At 60.0% G+C, this 16,983-nt stretch carries 17 protein-coding genes; 10 read left to right on the top strand and 7 right to left on the bottom strand.

The window, feature by feature from the left end:
* The first annotated feature begins 1 nt into the window (after nt 1).
* The 3 genes from AB8A23_RS26235 to AB8A23_RS26225 all read left to right on the top strand — a co-directional run bounded on the left by AB8A23_RS26235 (nt 2) and on the right by AB8A23_RS26225 (nt 3,125).
* Nucleotides 2–820, top strand: a complete 819-nt coding sequence (locus AB8A23_RS26235) for an alpha/beta hydrolase (protein WP_439057657.1) — start codon at nt 2–4, stop codon at nt 818–820.
* Between the two features lie 144 nt (nt 821–964).
* Complete coding sequence (locus AB8A23_RS26230; RefSeq protein ID WP_439060450.1) at nt 965–2,632, top strand: AMP-binding protein; 1,668 nt, start codon at nt 965–967, stop codon at nt 2,630–2,632.
* A gap of 34 nt (nt 2,633–2,666) precedes the next feature.
* Entirely contained in the window at nt 2,667–3,125 is a 459-nt protein-coding gene (locus tag AB8A23_RS26225) for a RidA family protein (RefSeq protein ID WP_089267412.1), read from the top strand.
* 6 nt (nt 3,126–3,131) lie between these two features.
* Here the strand turns inward: AB8A23_RS26225 and AB8A23_RS26220 are convergent, their stop codons facing one another.
* Nucleotides 3,132–3,932, bottom strand: coding sequence for an AraC family transcriptional regulator (locus AB8A23_RS26220; protein ID WP_439057658.1), 801 nt, complete (start codon nt 3,930–3,932; stop codon nt 3,132–3,134).
* Nucleotides 3,933–3,995: 63 nt separating this feature from the next.
* On the opposite strand from AB8A23_RS26220, the gene AB8A23_RS26215 reads away from it, so the two are divergent.
* Together AB8A23_RS26215 and AB8A23_RS26210 are read left to right on the top strand one after the other, a co-directional pair.
* Nucleotides 3,996–5,174, top strand: a complete 1,179-nt coding sequence (locus AB8A23_RS26215) for an MFS transporter (RefSeq protein ID WP_089267410.1) — start codon at nt 3,996–3,998, stop codon at nt 5,172–5,174.
* A gap of 224 nt (nt 5,175–5,398) precedes the next feature.
* A complete protein-coding gene (locus AB8A23_RS26210; RefSeq protein WP_439057659.1) occupies nt 5,399–6,514 on the top strand; it encodes a helix-turn-helix transcriptional regulator in 1,116 nt (371 codons plus the stop codon).
* A gap of 229 nt (nt 6,515–6,743) precedes the next feature.
* Here the strand turns inward: AB8A23_RS26210 and AB8A23_RS26205 are convergent, their stop codons facing one another.
* A complete protein-coding gene (locus tag AB8A23_RS26205; RefSeq protein ID WP_439057660.1) occupies nt 6,744–7,967 on the bottom strand; it encodes a polyhydroxyalkanoate depolymerase in 1,224 nt (407 codons plus the stop codon).
* Between the two features lie 180 nt (nt 7,968–8,147).
* Between AB8A23_RS26205 and AB8A23_RS26200 the strand changes: the two genes are divergently transcribed.
* A complete protein-coding gene (locus AB8A23_RS26200; protein WP_093760630.1) occupies nt 8,148–8,801 on the top strand; it encodes a glutathione S-transferase family protein in 654 nt (217 codons plus the stop codon).
* Nucleotides 8,802–9,075: 274 nt separating this feature from the next.
* Nucleotides 9,076–10,215 (top strand): hypothetical protein, encoded by a 1,140-nt coding sequence (locus tag AB8A23_RS26195; protein ID WP_184514579.1) that lies wholly within the window; start codon nt 9,076–9,078, stop codon nt 10,213–10,215.
* A gap of 49 nt (nt 10,216–10,264) precedes the next feature.
* On the opposite strand, the gene AB8A23_RS26190 is transcribed toward AB8A23_RS26195, so the two are convergent.
* Nucleotides 10,265–10,474: a hypothetical protein gene (locus tag AB8A23_RS26190; RefSeq protein ID WP_184514581.1), complete on the bottom strand. Its 210-nt coding sequence runs from the start codon at nt 10,472–10,474 to the stop codon at nt 10,265–10,267.
* A gap of 118 nt (nt 10,475–10,592) precedes the next feature.
* Here AB8A23_RS26190 and AB8A23_RS26185 point away from each other — a divergent pair, with 118 nt between their 5' ends.
* Nucleotides 10,593–10,973, top strand: a complete 381-nt coding sequence (locus tag AB8A23_RS26185; protein WP_184514583.1) for a hypothetical protein — start codon at nt 10,593–10,595, stop codon at nt 10,971–10,973.
* A gap of 10 nt (nt 10,974–10,983) precedes the next feature.
* On the opposite strand, the gene AB8A23_RS26180 is transcribed toward AB8A23_RS26185, so the two are convergent.
* From AB8A23_RS26180 to AB8A23_RS26170, 3 genes are all read right to left on the bottom strand, one after another.
* On the bottom strand, nt 10,984–12,177 hold the full coding sequence (locus AB8A23_RS26180; protein WP_244628445.1) for an ABC transporter substrate-binding protein: 1,194 nt from the start codon (nt 12,175–12,177) through the stop codon (nt 10,984–10,986).
* 198 nt (nt 12,178–12,375) lie between these two features.
* Nucleotides 12,376–13,602 (bottom strand): ABC transporter substrate-binding protein, encoded by a 1,227-nt coding sequence (locus AB8A23_RS26175; RefSeq protein ID WP_093760624.1) that lies wholly within the window; start codon nt 13,600–13,602, stop codon nt 12,376–12,378.
* Nucleotides 13,603–13,773: 171 nt separating this feature from the next.
* Nucleotides 13,774–14,601: an enoyl-CoA hydratase/isomerase family protein gene (locus tag AB8A23_RS26170; protein WP_439057661.1), complete on the bottom strand. Its 828-nt coding sequence runs from the start codon at nt 14,599–14,601 to the stop codon at nt 13,774–13,776.
* 180 nt (nt 14,602–14,781) lie between these two features.
* Between AB8A23_RS26170 and AB8A23_RS26165 the strand changes: the two genes are divergently transcribed.
* Complete coding sequence (locus AB8A23_RS26165; protein ID WP_439057662.1) at nt 14,782–15,717, top strand: SMP-30/gluconolactonase/LRE family protein; 936 nt, start codon at nt 14,782–14,784, stop codon at nt 15,715–15,717.
* A 70-nt stretch (nt 15,718–15,787) separates the two neighbouring features.
* Nucleotides 15,788–16,381 (top strand): GNAT family N-acetyltransferase, encoded by a 594-nt coding sequence (locus tag AB8A23_RS26160; RefSeq protein WP_439057663.1) that lies wholly within the window; start codon nt 15,788–15,790, stop codon nt 16,379–16,381.
* Between the two features lie 3 nt (nt 16,382–16,384).
* On the opposite strand, the gene AB8A23_RS26155 is transcribed toward AB8A23_RS26160, so the two are convergent.
* Nucleotides 16,385–16,963, bottom strand: a complete 579-nt coding sequence (locus AB8A23_RS26155) for a TetR/AcrR family transcriptional regulator (RefSeq protein ID WP_439057664.1) — start codon at nt 16,961–16,963, stop codon at nt 16,385–16,387.
* Nucleotides 16,964–16,983: the final 20 nt, after the last annotated feature.

Here is a 16,983-nt window from a genome sequence, read left to right as displayed (position 1 = left end):
GGTGAGTGCAGTGATCGATCTCGAAGCCGAATACAACAATCGCGCAAAAGTCCCGGAAAGCTCTGCGCTGATCGCCGGCTGGGCACAGGACGCCAAAGCCTATCGCGACAGCGGCGTGCAGATGCGGGCCATTCCATATGGCTCAGGCGCACGGCACACGATCGACTACTTTCCCGCCAGCGACAAAGGTCCGATTGTCGTCTTCATTCACGGTGGCTACTGGCAGGCGCTGGATGCCTCGTTCTTCAGCCATCTGGCGCGCGGGCTGAACAGCCATGGCATCAGCGTGGCGATCCCCAGTTACGATTTGTGTCCGAACGTCTCGGTCGGCGACATCATTGTGCAGATGCGTGCGGCGACCCGCGAACTGGCAAAGCTCGGCGGGCGGCTTGTCGTGTCGGGGCATTCCGCGGGCGGTCATCTCGCCGCCTGCATGCTGGCGACGGATTGGCGCGCGCTCGATTCCGCGCTGCCGCAGGACCTGATTGTCGGTGCCTATGCAATCTCCGGCCTGTTCGATCTGGGGCCGCTGGTGCCGACATCCATCAACAATGCATTGCATTTGAGCGATACCAGCGCCCGTGAGGTCAGCCCGTCGTTCTGGCCGGCGCCTTCGCGCGGGTGTCTTGATGCGGTGGTCGGTGGTGATGAGGGCGTCGAATACTTGCGGCAGAGCCAAAGCATCGTCGACGCCTGGGGTGTCCATATTCCCGCGCGCTTCGAGGCGCTTCCCGGCGCAAATCATTTTACCGCCGTCGCACCGTTGGCCGATCCGCAGTCCGCCATGGTGCTGCGGCTGAAGGCGCTGGCCACGCTTTAGGCGCGGTTGCCTAAACAAACTGCGCAAATTCGCATCCTCAGCCGAAATTTTCGGCGTGCCGCAAGACTCCGCAGTTGCGGAAAACTGTTTTAAGTCTAAAATGATATTTGGATGACGTTGCCGGGCATCTGACGTGACGGGAGCATTGCAATGGCCGCTGATACTCAGCTGACAAAGCCTTATACGGCGCATGTTGATACGTTTGCGCGGGACAATATGCCCCCGCCGGAACAACTGCCGGAGTTTCTGTTCACCCGGCCAGAATTTCACTATCCGCCCCGCATCAATTGCGTGGTGCCATTTCTCGATCGCTGGGTCGCCGAGGGGCGCGGCGATGCGCCGTGCATGATCGGGCTGAACGAGAGCTACACCTATCGCGAGCTCTATGAGCTCGTGAACAAGATCAGCAACGTGCTGGTCAACAAGCTCGGCCTTGTCACCGGTGGCCGCGTGCTGCTGCGTTCCGCCAACAATCCGATGATGGTTGCGACCTATCTCGCGATCATCAAGGCCGGCGGCGTCTGCGTGTCGACCATGCCGCTGCTGCGTGCGAAGGAACTGTCCTATCCGCTGCAGAAGGCGAAGATCTCGCTGGCGCTGTGCGACAGCAAGCTGTCGGACGAGATGGAGAAGGCCAAGGCGGTTTCGCCTGAACTCAAGCGCGTCGTATATTGGGGCGCCGGCGAAGCCGAACTCGACAAGATGATCGCCGAAGCCAGCCCGGAATTCACCGCCGTCGATACGGCTTCGGATGATATCTGCCTGATCGCCTTCACTTCGGGCACGACGGGCGACCCGAAGGGCACCATGCATTTCCACCGCGACATGCTTGCGGTGTGCGACGGCTTTGCGCGCAATGTGCTACGCGCTAGCCCGGAAGATCGCTTCATCGGTTCGGCGCCGCTGGCCTTCACGTTCGGTTTCGGTGGCGTACTGTTCCCGCTGCATATTGGCGCGTCCTTCGTGGTGCTCGAGAAGGCTGGTCCCGACGAGCTGCCTGTGGCCGTTGCCAAGCACAAGGTGACGGTGTGCTTCACCGCGCCCACCGCCTATCGCGCCATTCTCGGCAAGATCGACCAGTACGATCTTTCGACGCTGCGCAAATGCGTCTCCGCCGGCGAGACGCTGCCGAAGGGCACCTATGATGCGTGGCTGAAGGCAACTGGCATCAAGCTGATGGATGGCATCGGCGGCACCGAGATGCTGCACATCTTCATTTGCGCCATTGAGGAAGAAATCCGTCCGGGCTCCACGGGTAAACCGGTGCCCGGCTATGTGGCCAAGATCATCGACGACGAAGGCAACGAAGTGGCACCCGGCACGCTAGGCCGTCTCGCCGTGAAGGGCCCGACGGGCTGCAAATATCTCGCCGATCCGCGTCAACTCAAATTTGTCCAGAACGGCTGGAACATCACCGGCGACACCTTCCTGATGGATGAGGATGGCTACTTCTGGTACCAGTCGCGCTCGGACGACATGATCGTGTCGGCGGGTTACAATATCGCTGGCCCCGATGTCGAAGCGGCTTTGCTCACCCATGAAGCCGTGGTCGATTGCGGCGTTGTCGGTTGCCCCGATGCCGATCGCGGTATGATCGTGAAGGCTTATGTCGTTCTGGCTCCCGGTCAAGCGGGGAGCGACGCGCTAGCGACCGAGTTGCAGAACCACGTGAAGCGCGAGATCGCGCCTTACAAATATCCGCGCGCCATCGAATTCGTGACACAACTGCCCAAGACCGAGACCGGCAAGCTGAAGCGCTTTGCGCTTCGCCAGCAAGCCGCGGCGGGCGTGTCACCGACCGTTGCCGCATAAGTTTGAAGACGTTTCTTTCAGGGAGGATTGCCCGGTGAATGCACCAAAGGGCCCGACATTGACCGTGGTGCCAAACGCAAAGGGCGATGTTGCAGCATCCGTTTCGCGCGCATTGCAGCCGAGTGGCTGGCCGAAGCCCAAAGGCTATGCCAATGGCATGACGGCAGATGGCCGCATCGTCGTGACCGGTGGTGTAATTGGCTGGGACGCCGAGGAGAAGCTGAAGCCGGATTTTGTATCGCAGGTGCGTCAGGCACTGCAGAACATTTCCGACATCCTCGCGGAAGGTGGCGCGAAGCCCGAGCATCTCGTGCGGCTGACCTGGTATGTCGTCGATATGGAAGAATATCTCGGCAATCTCAAAGCGCTCGGTCAGGCCTATCGCGAGATCTTCGGTGCACACTATCCGGCAATGGCGCTGGTGCAGGTCGTGCGTCTGGTTGAACTCGCTGCGCGCGTCGAGATCGAGGCGACTGCGGTGGTGCCGCGCTAAGCGGCGCTACTTCGCCTCGATAAACTCTGTCGGGCTCTTGCCCGTCACTTGCCGGAACGCGTGCGAAAACGCCGAGAAGCTGGCATAGCCGAGATCGGCAGCGAGTTGCTTCACCGACACGTTGCGGTTCATCGATAGTCGTTCGATCGCCTCTGCGATCCGGGCGCGTTGACACCAGCTCTTGAAGCTCAATTGCGTTTCTGCCGAAAAAAGCCGCGATAGTGTACGTGCAGACGTGCCGACGGTGCGCGCCAATGTTTCGATCTCGTAAGTCTGCGTCGGATCGGCCAGCACCATCTCCGCCGCGCGTCGGCAGCGCGGCTCTTGCGGCAGCGGCATGAAGGTGGCTGGATCGCCAGCCTGATGCAGTTCGAGCATGGCAATCTCGATCAACAGCTGATTGCGCGTGACGTCATCGCGCCCGTCGAATAGTGCCAGGATCGACTCGTGTAACAGGCGCGACACGCGAACCACGAACTCCGCTGCGAGGTCGCCATTGCGTCGATCCCGCGCCAGCCAATCGACGTTGAAATACAGCGAGCGCATCTCGATGTCGGCCAGAACGTCGATGGCGTGGGGCAGGTGGGCCGGCACCCAGACCGCGCGATCCGGTGGCACCAGCCAGCGGCCCTTTGGAGTCGTGACCTGCATAGTGCCCGCAGCGGCGAATACGAGTTGCGCCTCGCGATGGGCATGGGTGTCCAGCCGGATGCCCTTGCGGTAGCGCGTCGCCAGGATGTGGACACCGTCGGTCGCCGAGCGCCGGCGCTCCGATAAGTCCAGGATTGGCGGTTCTGCGACATTCATTGGCAACATCCCGTTAGAGCAAGCTCATATAACGGCATTCCAAGGTTGCCAAGGAATCGATTCATGAACGTCCCCAGCCGGGTCATCACCCTCGTTAATGTCGCCCATTTCATCGACCACTACGCGATGCTGATCTTTGCGGCAGCGGTGCTCGTGATGGGTCCGGCCATGAATATGACCTATACCGAGCTGCTGCCCTATGCGACGCCGGGCTTCATGGCGTTTGGGGCCGGCTCGTTGGTGACCGGCTGGCTCGGGGACCGCTGGAGCCGTCGCCACATGATGGTGATCTTCTTCTATGGCATCGGTCTGTCGATGATGGCTGTCGGCCTGGTGCAGACGCCTTTGCAGCTTGGTGCGGCGCTGTTCTCGGTTGGCCTGTTCGCGTCGATCTATCATCCGGTCGGCACGGCGATGATCGTCTCCTATGCCGACAAGCTCGGCAGCGCGATGGGCATTAACGGCGTGTTCGGCAATTTCGGCGTGGCATCTTCCGCACTGATCACCGGCGTACTCGGTCAGTTCCTCGGCTGGCGCTGGGCCTTCATCATTCCCGGCCTGGTCACCGTCGCGGCCGGCGTTGTCTTCATGCGCGAGGTCGCGCATGAAGATCGCTCGGGATTCAAACAGGCCGCGGCGCAAGCGCGCGTCGCGAAGTCCGACATGTGGCGTGTGATCCTTGCACTGTTGGTCACGGTGGTCGCGATCTCCACCGTCTTCAACGCCATCACCGTCGCGCTGCCAAAACTGTTTGCCGAGCGTCTGTCCGACATGACGGACAGCCCGGCATTGCTCGGCATTATTGCCGCCTGCGTCTACGTCTTCGGCGCGGCAACCCAGTACAACATCGGCAAGCTGATCGATAAGCACTCGCTGAAGGCGGTGAGCGTTCCGTTGTCGCTGGTGCTCGCGCCGTTCCTGTATTTCGCAGCGTCGCAATCGAACATCTCACTGATTGTCGTCGCGATCGGCATTATCATTGGTCTGTTCGGGCAGATCACCGTCAACGAGGCGATCGTCGGCAAGTATACAAGCGAGGAGTGGCGGTCGCGCGCCTACGCCGTGCGTTATTTCGTTGGCTTTACCGCAGCGGGAGCCTCGGTCGGGCTTGTCGCGTGGTTGTACGAGCAGGGTGGCTTCATCATGATGTTGCACGCCTTTGCCGCCTTGTCGGCGCTGGTGATCGTCGCTGCATTGATTTTGCCGCGGGAGTTGCCGCCGGCAAAAGCGCCTCTGGCATAAAATCTCTCGCTTGACACTGGCGAGCAGCGCGAGACCGGTCTAGTTAGGCGGTGAATACCATTCGCCTCCTGAACGGCGGCTGGCGAAAGTGGCATTTCGCGCACATCAGCATCGTGGTCGCAGATTTCCGAATGGTCTCGGGAATTGTCCGATGTCTGCGGTGTTGTATGATGGGTGCTGCTTTCTCACCGTGATGACCGAGACGCGAGCCGCCGGAAACCGTGTTGCTGGATCCATCCGTGAATTTTGAAACGCTCGTCGACGAGATTTATGAAGCGGGAGTTTTGCCGGAGCGTTGGCCGCAGGTGTTCGATCGCCTGGCGGCGATGGCAGATGCCGAAGGTGCGATGATTTTCGCATCCGCGCCCGGCATTCCGCGGTGGACGTCATCTGAGAGAATTCGCGAGCGGATCGATCGTTGGACCAAGAGTCCCTATGCGACCAAGAATCCACGAAGCGCCAGACTAATCGCGGAAAACGAGCCGTGGTTTCTGACGGATCTGGACCGTTTCACGATAGAAGAACTCGACAATGAGAGCTTCTATCGGGACATTCTCCGGCCGGCGGGTCTCGGCTGGTGCGCCGGTACCTCGGTAAGGTCTCCCTCCGGTGATACGCTCGTGATTTCGGTAGAGAAGGCTTACGCCAAGGGGCCGGTTGAACGCGCTGTGGCGGATCAACTGGATGGCCTCCGGCCTCATCTGGCCCGCGCGGCGGTGTTGTCTGGTCGTCTGGGCTTCGAACGTGCCCGCACGGCGGTTGCGACACTTCAGATGATTGGTCTTCCCGCGAGTGCTGTCAGTCAGGAGGGGCGCGTTATCGCGGCCAATCCTGGGTTCATTTCCAGCACGACGATTGTCGGCATTGGCGCGCAGGATCAGGTGCAGTTCGCCTCGCAGGTCGCTCAGACCATGTTTATCGAGGCGCTGAGCAAGCCCTTGTCTCTGTCGAAAACGGGCCGTTCAATTCCAATTTCTGGGACTGAGCACAGCCCACCCTTGATCGCGCATGTGCTGCCCCTCCGTCTGGCTGGCCTCGATGTTTTTGCGGGCGCTATGTCGATTCTGCTCCTGACGCCGATCACCCACCAGCAGCGCAGCCCGGGTCCGGAGCTTCTGCAGGCTTTGTTCGATTTGACGCCGGCTGAAGCGCGGATCACCAGCCTTTTGATCGATGGCAACTCAGTCACCGCCATCTCGAAAATGCAGAGCGTCAGCCTGAACACCGTGCGGACCCAGCTGAAATCCGTCTTCTTGAAAACCGGCGTCGAGCGGCAGGTGGACTTGGTTCGGCTTCTGGGCCAGCCGCGAGTTCAATTGATCCCGGACCGGGACGCCTGAAAAATCCACGAAAAAGGCCGGCACGATGGCCGGCCTTGATGCGTAAGTATGTCCGGTGAAAAATCGTGCAGTCGTCAATACACGGTCCGCCGAAGCGGTAATAAGAAACCGCTGCTATGCTGCTGAAGCAGCGGCGAAACAATTCCCGGTATCGACGTAGGTTATTCCTGCGACATCCGCGTCACCAATTTGGGTGAAGCGCCCGACTATTTGTATACAACGCAGGGTTTCACGAATTCACGTGAACAAAATCCCGCAGCAGCGGGTAGATCTCGTTGTTCCAACGGCGTCCGCTGAATACACCGTAATGGCCGACACCGGCCTGCATGTGATGGACTTTGCGATAGGCTCGCACGCCGGTGCAGAGATCCTGGGCTGCTAGAGTCTGGCCGATCGAGCAGATATCATCCTTCTCGCCCTCGACCGTCATCAGCCCCATGCGCTTGATCGATGCGCAGTTCACGGTCCGGCCCTTGTAGGTCAGCTTGCCTTGCGGCAACAGATGCTCCTGGAACACGTCGCGGATGGTGTCGATATAGAACTCTCCTGGCAGATCCATCACGGCGAAATATTCATCATAGAACGTCTTGATGACTTCCGCCTTCTCGGTCTCGCCCTTGGCGAGATGCTCGGCGAGATCGACATGTGACTTGATGTGCCGCTCGAGATTCATCGAGACGAATGCTGTCAACTGAATGAAGCCGGGATAGACCTGCCGGAACGCGCCTTTGCACTGGAATGGCACGTAGTTGATCATGTTATCTTCGAACCACTTCAACGATTTGCTCTTGGCGAACTCGTTGACCTTGGTCGGCTGAATGCGCGTATCGATCGGGCCCGCCATCAGCGTCAGGCTTGCCGGTCGCGCAGGGTGATTGTCTTCCGACATGATAGCTGCTGCAGCTAGCGCCGACACGGACGGTTGGCAAATCGCGACCATGTGGGAACGCGGGCCGAGCTCATTCATGAATGTGATCAGGTGCTCGGTATATTCGTCGAGGCCGAACTTGCCCTGATCGAGCGGTATGTCGCGCGGGTTGTGCCAGTCTGTGATATAGACGTCATGGTCCTGCAGCAGGGTCTTCACAGTGCCGCGCAGCAGCGTCGCGAAGTGGCCGGACATCGGCGCCACCAGCAGCATGCGTGGCTGCTCCGGTGCATTCTCTTTCTTGAAGTGTAGCAGCGATCCGAATGGCGTCTTGAAGGTGACTTCTTCCGTCACCTCATGCTCGCTGTTACCGACCATCACCTTGCCGATATCGAATTCGGGCCGATGATAGGTGAGGGCGGAGCGTGAGATCAGCTCAAGTGCTGCCGCGAGGCGGCCGAACAGTTTCTCGGACGTGCCGGCCGGGACGAGATTGAGGTACTTCAATGCGGCAGACGCACCGGTGCGCCAAGGTGCTGTCAGATCCATGTGATTCTGGTAGGCCTGATACATCATTGACATCATCCGGAGCTATCCCTGCTGTGTTGCTATGCAATATTGAAGCCAGAGAAGAGTCAATTCGTCTGGAAAACTGGCACGTGGTTTGCTGAATAAAATTAAAGCAGCACAAGCAATGGGCAGCCGGGAACCGGTTACCCCGAGGGCTGACCGGCTGCCTGGGTTCGGGCGTAAGGGGGATAAGTGATGGCCAACGCGACACTCACCATCAGCAGCAAGAACTACTCGTCGTGGTCATTGCGAGGGTGGCTGCTGACAAAATTCTCAGGCCTTGAGTTCGACGAAGTCGTTACGGCGCCGGACGATGCCTCCGCCAAGGCCGAGATCCTGTTGCTGTCTTCATCGATCCTGGTGCCCTGCCTGCGCCATGAAGGGGCGGTGGTCTGGGATACGCTGGCAATCGCCGAATATCTCAACGAGATCATGCCGGAAGCAAAGCTATTGCCGGCGGACCGCATCCTGCGGGCGCATTGCCGCTCGATTTCGGGTGAAATCCATTCCGGCTTCACGACATTGCGAGCGTCGCTGCCGGTCAACATCAAGGGGCATTTTCCGAACTTCAAGGTCTGGTCGCGCGCGCAAGCCGATATCGACCGGATCTGCACAATCTGGCGCGAGTGTCTGTCGAAGTCCGGCGGCCCTTTCCTGTTCGGCACCCGCAGCATGGCGGACGCCATGTATGCGCCGGTGGTGACGCGCTTCGCGACCTATGACGTCAAGCTCGATCCGCAGCTATCAGCCTATGCCAGCATGGTGATGAACCTGCCCGAAATGCAGGAATGGATTGCCGCGGCCAGGCAGGAGCCTACCGATATCGAGGAGCTCGAGGTCGAGTACTGATTGATAGTTCGGCAACGCCCCGCCGGCTTACAGATCGGGCACGGCGTGCTCAACTTGTATCCAGAATTTGTAGCGCTCGCCCGAGGATTTGCGCGGTTTGGCCGCCAGATCACCTGCTGACGAGCGCGATTGGTATCAAAACGCCTTTGACGCCAGCTGGCGCGATTTTCGCATAGCAGTAATTTCTCGCGAGCCGCATTGCGTTGGCTGCCGATCGATTGCACGCCAATCACAGTTCGGTCCCCGGGTGTTTTTAAACACGTTGGAGGATCCCATGAATGTACATGCTGCGATCGACCTCAAATGGCCTGGGCTTAAGCACCCGAACGGCGATCCTCTCCGCCTGAATCATGGGGATTTCGTAGCGATCGATCGGCAAAAGGATACGACATACGAGGCGACCTATCGCCCGCAGGCACTCTATAGCCGCGCCAATGAAGGCTTTCACGCCAATAACGAAACTTTCCTGCTCCATGAAGTCGCGACCAATCTGCCGATCTATCGCGAAGACACGGGCCCTACCGACTTCCATCTGCATCTTCCACCAGGCGGCTTCCAGCTCGTGCTGGTCACGTCGGGCATGTTCACCTTCGATTACGATGGGCGCTTCTACAATGTCGGCCCTGGCGCAGTGATGCTGCAAAGCGCGATCGTGCATCGTCAGCTGTTCTACACCTGGTCAGGTCTGTCCACGGAGGAGAACCTGAAGACACCGCAGACGGTGGTGCCCGATCCCCTCTCCATGGGCTACTCCGGCAAGTTTCTCGAAGCCTTCGTAACCGATCCGACGACCTTCCCGAACCCGACAATCGTGGGTCCGGATCAGATCAACGAAGCCGAGACGCCACGTATGGCCTGGACCCATGCGCTGCATGATCGCCCGGACGATGCAGGCTTCTGGCTTCAGGATCCGCTGGCGCTGGATGCGCTCTTCAAGCTGCTGGCTGATGACACCATCAAGTCGGCGGCGCCCGTCTATGTGCGCGATATTGGCATCGAGGCTCCGAGCGGGCATCTTGTCACCGGTCACATCATCGCAACCGATCCGCATGGCAAGTCCCTCTTGCCGAAGAGTTCCGCGGCGGCCGTGGATGCCGCCTCTTTCGCGAAAGGTGAGGTTGTCATCTATCGCGTCATTCGCGGCACGGCAGAATTCGTGGATAGTGCTGGGAAGACGTTCGAACTTGCGGCCGGTGATGTGGTGACGGCGGGCAAGAATTCGACCAGTCTCATCGGGATGGGCGAAAATACGCAAGTCCTCCGGCTTGGCCTGCTGAAAGGCATGGAGCAGCTTCGAAGCTGGACGCCGACCCAGCGCGATGAAATCGACGGCTTGGCGGCCAAGATCATTACACAGAATGACATCCGTCCCCTGCGGACCGAGGGCAAGCCGGTCGGCTATCTGTACGCGTAAGCGATGGCCGGCGAAGTGCGCCGCCGCCCCTAAAGCAGGTACACGGCGCTCACGCTGTACGTGGCAGCCGCCATCCGACTACGCGTGCCTCGACCGTGCTGCCCGTCTCGGCATTGCGCCATTCGCCATCGATGAACTGGCAAGGGAAGGGCAGCTGATAGGTGCCGCTGTGGTCCTCGCACAACACTTGCACCACCTGATCAGGCTCAGGATCACCCTGGCCATCGAATTCGGCCAGCCGTCGTTCACGCGTCGCCATGAGGTGCTCCGGTCCAAGGAACGGGCGGACATCTTCTTCGTTCCCATCACACCTGGTTGACAGCCGGGCGCCAGCACCGCTTGGTCTTGGCGGCATGACGGACATGATGGGGAAAACGATGCGCGGCCGAACAATCCTTGCGATGACATTGCTGACCATTTTGGGCGCCGCCAAGGCGCAGGCGCAGGATGTGCCGGGAATCGAGATCTGCACGGTCGAAAAGACCATGGAGCGCCGCACCAGCTGCCTGCAAAGCAACATCAATTTCCTGCAGCAGACGTTGGGCAAGCTGCGGCTTGATCAGCAACAGCGCCTTGATGCGGCCAACCGTCAGGTCGAGGCGCTGAAGGCTACCGTCGTTGCCCTGCAGAAGACGGTGGAGGAGCTGCAGGCGGCGCAAAAGAAGCCGGCGCCAGCTGCGAAGGAAGCTCCAGCTGCCGCGAAAGACGCGCCGGCGACCAAGGATGCACCAGCGCCTGCCAAGGATGCGGCGAAGTAGGGCGCTCGTCCTACTCGCTGCTCAGCACGGGTCCGAACAGTTCCCAGCGTTCGCCCTTGAAACGCATCATCTGCAACTGCTGCAGCGGGCTGTAGTCGGTTAGGCTGGTCTTGACGCGGGTGCCGGGCAGGAAGATGCCGACCTCATAATCGAGGCTGGTGGCCTGCTTCATCACATTCTCCCGCGTGAGCGTGTCGCCGCATCGCTCCAAGATATGCGCCAGCGTGCGCGCGATTCCGAAGCCGTACAGCGTGTAGATGTCGTTCTTGTCACCGTCGGGATAATACTTGTCCATGAAGGCAAGCCATTCCTTGATGGTCGGATCGTCCTTCCACTGCGGATCGGTGGGATCCTTCATATAGGCCGCGCTGATCACGCCCTGCGCATTGTCGAAGCCTGCGGGTTTGATCACCGAGCCGACAGACTGTGAGACATTGACTAGCATCTGCACCGGCTTCCAGTTCAGCTCGGCCACCTTCTTGATCGCCTGCGCGGCAAACTTGGGCGAGGCAATGTTCAGGAACACATCGGGGTTGGCGGTTCTGATCTGGACGATCTGTGAATCCACGGTCGGTGAGCTGGTCTCGAAGCTCGCCTGCACCGAGATCATCTTGTCGGCCTTGTCGCCGAGCCCCTCACGTACGCCGCTGAAATAGTCCTTTCCCATGTCGTCGTTCTGGAACAGCACGCCGATCCTGGCATCGGGATGGTTCTTCAGGATCCATGCGGCCCAGATGCGCCCCTCATTGTGGTAGCTGGGCGACCAGCCCATGGTCCACGGGAAGTGCTTTGGGTCGGCCCATTTCGAGGCGCCGGACGATACGAAGAGATGCGGCACTTTCTTGAGGTTCATGTATTTCTGGATCGCGGAATTGGTCGCCGTGCCCAGCGGATTGAACAACAGCAACACTTCATCGCTCTCGACCAGCTTGCGCGCCTGTTCCACCGTCTTCGGCGGCGAGTAGGCATCGTCATAGCTGATGAAATTGATCTTGCGGCCGTTGATGCCACCTTGGTCGTTCAGCATCCTGAAATAGGCCGCTTCGGATTTTCCGATCGAGGCATAGGACGATGCCGGTCCGCTATAGGGCATGATGTTGCCGACCTTGATCTCGGTATCGCTGGCGCCCGGATCGTATTTCTTCTGCGCGTGAGATGGCGTAGCGAGCGCGCCGAACATGAGCGCGGCAAAAGCGAGAGTCATTCCCCGGGGCAGTGTCCTGAGCATCGTTTCCTCTGACGTCTTGTATTTCCGCGGTGCGGTCCATCTGGGTGGACCATCGATCGCCGCAGCTTGCGTCGAGTATGCACGATTGAGGAGAGGGGGCCAGCAACGAGAGCGCGTGGCTCAGCACGCGTGCGTCCCCTCTGGCTCAGGAGAGGGGACGCTGGAGCGTATTGCTTACGAGTTCTTCTCGCCGGACATCAGCGGGCCGAACAGCTCCCAGCTTTCGCCCTTGAACCGCTGCATCTGAAGTTGCTCCAGCGGGCTGAAGTCGGTCGGGCTGGTCTTGATCTTGGTACCCGGCAGATAGATGCCGATCTCCATGTTCAGGCTCGCCGCCTGCTTCATGATGTTTTCGCGGGTGAGGTCATCGCCGCATTGCTTGAGCACCTGGACGATACCCTGCGATACGCCGTAGCCGAACACGGTGGCGCCGTCTTCCTTGTCGCCTTCGGGATAGTATTTGTCCATGAAGGCCGACCATTCCAGCATGCCCGGATCGTTCTTCCATGTCGGATCCTTGGGATCCTTCATATAGGCCGCGCTGAGCACGTCCTGCGAGTTGGCATAGCCCGCGGGCTTCATCACGCTGCCGACAGATGCCGAGACATTGGTGACGATGTGAACGGGCTTCCAGCCCATCTCGCCGACCTTCTTGATCGCCTGTGCAGCGAATTTTGGCGTGGCGATGTTGATGAAGACATCCGGATTGGCTGCCTTGATCTGCACGATCTGTGAATCCACCGTCGGTGACGCCGTCTCGTAAGGCACCTCAGAGACGATGTAATCTTTGACCTTATCGCCGAACCCCTCGTGCAGCCCGATGATGTAATCCTTGCCGAAGTCGTCATTGGCATAGAGCACGCCGACTTTCTTGCCGGGATGATTCTTCATGATGTATTGCGCGTAGATGCGCGCCTCGGCCTGGTAGCTCGGCTGCCAGCCCATGGTCCAAGGGAAGTTCTTCGGATCGGCCCATTTCGCGGCGCCCGTCGAGACGAATAGCTGCGGCACCTTCTTGGTGTTCATGTATTTCTGGATCGCCGTATTTCCCGGCGTGCCGAGCGGGTTCATGATGAACAGCACTTCGTCATTCTCGACCAGCTTGCGCGCTTGCTCCACCGTCTTCGGCGGGCTGTAGCCGTCGTCATAGCTGATGAAGGTGATCTTGCGGCCATTGATGCCACCCTTCTCGTTGATCATCTTGAAATAGGCGGCCTCGGTTTTTCCGATCGTCGCGTAGGAGGACGCCGGGCCGCTATACGGCATGATGTTGCCGATCTTGATCTCGGTATCGGTGGCGCCAGTATCGTATTTCTTCTGCGCGTGGCTTGTGGTGGACGTAAGCGCTACGACAACGCCGGCGAGCAAAGTCACTCGCAGAACTTTCCAGTCATGCTGCATGGTCAAGTGTCCTCCCTGTGGTTCGATCAACCGCATCGGCCCGTCTATGCAGGCTTTTGTGATGCGGCTCGAATGCCGGGAGTATGCACCAAGCCTTGAAGTTGGAAAGCTGACTTAATCAGCAAAGCATGACGCGGCGCACAACACCGCGTCTATGTTTGTGCGTCGCGCTCACTTGCCAGTGAATTTGGCTGGGCGCTTTTCAAGAAACGACGCCATGCCTTCGCGGAAATCCGCTGTGCGAAACAGCGGCAGCAGTTGCAGGAACACGTGATGGACGTGGTCGCCAAAGCTCTCGGACAGACCTGAGCGCATCATGCGTTTGGCAGCCTGCACTGCGAGTGGCGCATTGGCGGCGATCTCGGCCGCCACTGCATTGGCGCGCGTCATCAATTCCGCATCATCGACCACCTCGTTGGTAAGGCCCATTTCGAGGCTTTCGCGCGCCGACAGTGTGCGGCCTGTGAAGATCAGCTCGGCTGCCTTGGCCCAGCCAATCATCCTCGGCAGAAACCAGGTGCCGCCGGATTCAGGTACCACGCCACGTTTCACGAAGGCCGCGGCGAATTTGGCACTCTCCGCCATGATGCGCATGTCGCAGCCGAGCGCGACGTCCATGCCATAGCCGGCGGCGGCGCCATTCATGGCGCATATGGTCGGCTTCTCCATGTTGAACATCACGATCGGAGGCGCAGTCTTGAGATCGAGCGTGGTGCGGCTGTTGTTGGCGTCGTTGGCGGAGCCGATACCGGTGCCCTTGGTGGCGCTGGCCATGTCGAGCCCGGCGCAGAAGGCGCGGCCGGTGGCCGTCAGGATGATCACGCGCACGTCGGGATCGGCATCGGCTCTCAGAAACAGGTTGCTGAGCTGCGACAGCATCTCGCGGGAGATCGTGTTCAACCGTTGCGGGCGATTGAGCGTGACGGTCGCGATGCCATCGGCGACAGAGTAGAGCACTTCGTCATCGGCTTCAGGCGCAACTGCGGTGTCGGTCGGCATCGGGTTTCCTCGGATTTTTGGCGCTATTGTTGGTCGCAGCTAAAGCCGAATGGAAATTCCACGCAAGTGGCCATGCATTTGCGCGGCTTGGCAGCGCCGGACATGTTTGCTCTACTTTCGTCACGCTGCGTCGCCCACCCAGGGTGCGATAACAAACCAAGAAAATGTCAGGGAGTTTCCATGTCCAGTCCCAACATCCGCGTCCTCGCCACCGATCTCGCATTCCCCGAAGGCCCGGTGGTGATGCCGGACGGCTCCGTCATTCTGGTTGAAATCCGTGCGCAGCAACTGACGCGGGTGTGGCCCGATGGCCGCAAGGAAGTGGTCGCGAAAATCCCGGGCGGCCCGAACGGCGCAGCGCTCGGCCCTGACGGCAAGATGTATCTCTGCAACAATGGTGGCTTCAGCTGGGCGGCGTCGCGCGGCGCCATCATGCCTGGCGCGCCGGAGCCACATGAATATATCGGCGGCTCGATCCAGCGCGTGGACCTCTCTAACGGCAAGGTCGAAACCCTGTTCGACAAATGCGGCGCGCATCCGCTGAAGGGACCGAACGATCTGGTGTTCGACAAGCAGGGTGGGCTCTGGTTCACCGATCTCGGCAAGCGTCGCCATCGCGACATGGATGTCGGCGCGTTCTATTACATGAAGCCGGGTGCCACCGAGGTCGTCGAAGGTCATTTCGGCATGTTGCCCGCGAATGGCATCGGCCTGTCGCCGGACGAGAAGACCGTTTATGTGGCCGAGACGCCGACGGCGCGGCTGTGGGCCTTTGACGTCGGTGCACCCGGTGAGGTGAAGCCGGCTGATGTGATCTATCGCGGCGAGCGCGGTCGACCCATCGCGGGTCTTGGCGGTTACCAGATGTTCGATTCTCTCGCGGTTGAAGCCTCCGGCAATGTCTGCGTCGCAACGCTGGTCAGCGGCTGCATCTCGGTGATTGCGCCGGACGGAAAATTGGTGGAACAGATACAAACTGGCGACCGCGTCACCACGAATATCGCATTCGGCGGCCCCGAGCTGAAGACGGCCTATATCACGCTGTCGGGCAAGGGCGAGCTGATCGCGATGGACTGGCCGCGCGGTGGCTTGCCGCTCAATTTCTTGAACAAGTAGCCCGAGCGCGATCAGCAAAAGTGGAAGCCGGTTTTGCGTCCGATCGCGCGTCTAGAACGAAGGAAGACAGATGCCGTGGCTTGAACCCGTTACGCTCAATGGACCTCACGCCCGGCTCGAACCTCTTGCCAAAGATCACTGCGATGGCCTGATCGAGGCCGCCAGGTCGGGCGATCTTTCGAAGATCTGGTACACGGCGATCCCGACGCCCGAAAAGATGAGTGCCGAGATTGACCGTCGGCTCGCTCTGCAGGCATCAGGCGCGATGCTGCCATTCACGGTGAAAGATGCCGACGGCAAGATCGCCGGCATGACGACCTATATGAATGTCGATGCCGCCAACCGCCGGGTCGAGATCGGTTCGACCTGGTATGGCAAGTGGGTGCAGCGCACCGCGCTGAACACCCAGTGCAAGCTCCTGTTGCTCGGGCATGCTTTCGAGAAGCTGGATTGCATCGCGGTGGAATTCCGCACGCATTTCTTCAACCACCAGTCCCGTCGTGCCATCGAGCGGCTCGGCGCCAAGCAGGACGGCATCCTGCGCAATCATCAGATCGCGCCGAACGGCACGCTGCGCGACACGGTTGTCTATAGTATCTTGCCCGGCGAATGGCCGACGGTGAAGGCGCATCTGACCTATCAGCTGGACGAGAAGCCGCGCTGACGATCAGACGGCGGTGCGTCGCTTGCGGGCTGGCGGATAAATCCGGTCAATCAGGCGATTGCAATAATCGGGTGTCGGTATCTGTTCGCTGAATAGCGCGCGATAGATGATCGGCGCCACCACATGGTCAATCACCTCGTCGATGTCGAAGGGCGTCTCGCCGCGCGCTTTGGCGCGTGCGTTAAGGGTGGTGAGGTGATCGCAGGTGAAGCCCGCGCAGGCGCTGGGCAGTCCCACCTTCAGTGCCGACAACACGTCCCGCATCAAGGCCTGGCCGACTGGGGACGACATCTCTTCGGCATATTGCTCGATGAAGGCGCGCAGATCGGTTTCGACCGCACCAGTGTCGTCGGGATCTGCGATCGGCCGCAGCCGCGCCACGGCGACGTCGGCGAGCAGCGCGGAGAGATCGCCCCAGCGCCGATAGATGGTCGACGGCGTCACGCCAGCCTCGGCAGCGATTTGCGGCACGGTGATCTGGTTTCGGGTGGAAAGAGCCCCCAATTTGCGGACAGCATCATGCACGGCGCTCTGTATCCGCGCGCTGCGTCCACCAATCCGGACTCGTTCCTTCACCGTCACATCGGTCTCCCACGGTCGCA

The sequence above is a fragment of the Tardiphaga sp. 619_E2_N8_4 genome, assembly GCF_051810905.1.
In the GTDB taxonomy this organism is placed as follows: Bacteria; Pseudomonadota; Alphaproteobacteria; order Rhizobiales; family Xanthobacteraceae; genus Tardiphaga; species Tardiphaga robiniae.
This window is presented reverse-complemented; position numbering and strand designations above follow the sequence as displayed.

What these genes read in the sequence shown, in the direction of transcription:
- AB8A23_RS26220 (WP_439057658.1), bottom strand. Translation starts at nt 3,932, where the DNA reads ATGAATGTCGCAGAACCGCCAATCCTGGACTTATCGGAGCGCCGGCGC.
- AB8A23_RS26215 (WP_089267410.1), top strand. Translation starts at nt 3,996, where the DNA reads ATGAACGTCCCCAGCCGGGTCATCACCCTCGTTAATGTCGCCCATTTC.
- AB8A23_RS26205 (WP_439057660.1), bottom strand. Translation starts at nt 7,967, where the DNA reads ATGATGTCAATGATGTATCAGGCCTACCAGAATCACATGGATCTGACA.
- AB8A23_RS26200 (WP_093760630.1), top strand. Translation starts at nt 8,148, where the DNA reads ATGGCCAACGCGACACTCACCATCAGCAGCAAGAACTACTCGTCGTGG.
- AB8A23_RS26195 (WP_184514579.1), top strand. Translation starts at nt 9,076, where the DNA reads ATGAATGTACATGCTGCGATCGACCTCAAATGGCCTGGGCTTAAGCAC.
- AB8A23_RS26190 (WP_184514581.1), bottom strand. Translation starts at nt 10,474, where the DNA reads ATGGCGACGCGTGAACGACGGCTGGCCGAATTCGATGGCCAGGGTGAT.
- AB8A23_RS26185 (WP_184514583.1), top strand. Translation starts at nt 10,593, where the DNA reads ATGCGCGGCCGAACAATCCTTGCGATGACATTGCTGACCATTTTGGGC.
- AB8A23_RS26180 (WP_244628445.1), bottom strand. Translation starts at nt 12,177, where the DNA reads ATGACTCTCGCTTTTGCCGCGCTCATGTTCGGCGCGCTCGCTACGCCA.
- AB8A23_RS26175 (WP_093760624.1), bottom strand. Translation starts at nt 13,602, where the DNA reads ATGCAGCATGACTGGAAAGTTCTGCGAGTGACTTTGCTCGCCGGCGTT.
- AB8A23_RS26170 (WP_439057661.1), bottom strand. Translation starts at nt 14,601, where the DNA reads ATGCCGACCGACACCGCAGTTGCGCCTGAAGCCGATGACGAAGTGCTC.
- AB8A23_RS26165 (WP_439057662.1), top strand. Translation starts at nt 14,782, where the DNA reads ATGTCCAGTCCCAACATCCGCGTCCTCGCCACCGATCTCGCATTCCCC.
- AB8A23_RS26160 (WP_439057663.1), top strand. Translation starts at nt 15,788, where the DNA reads ATGCCGTGGCTTGAACCCGTTACGCTCAATGGACCTCACGCCCGGCTC.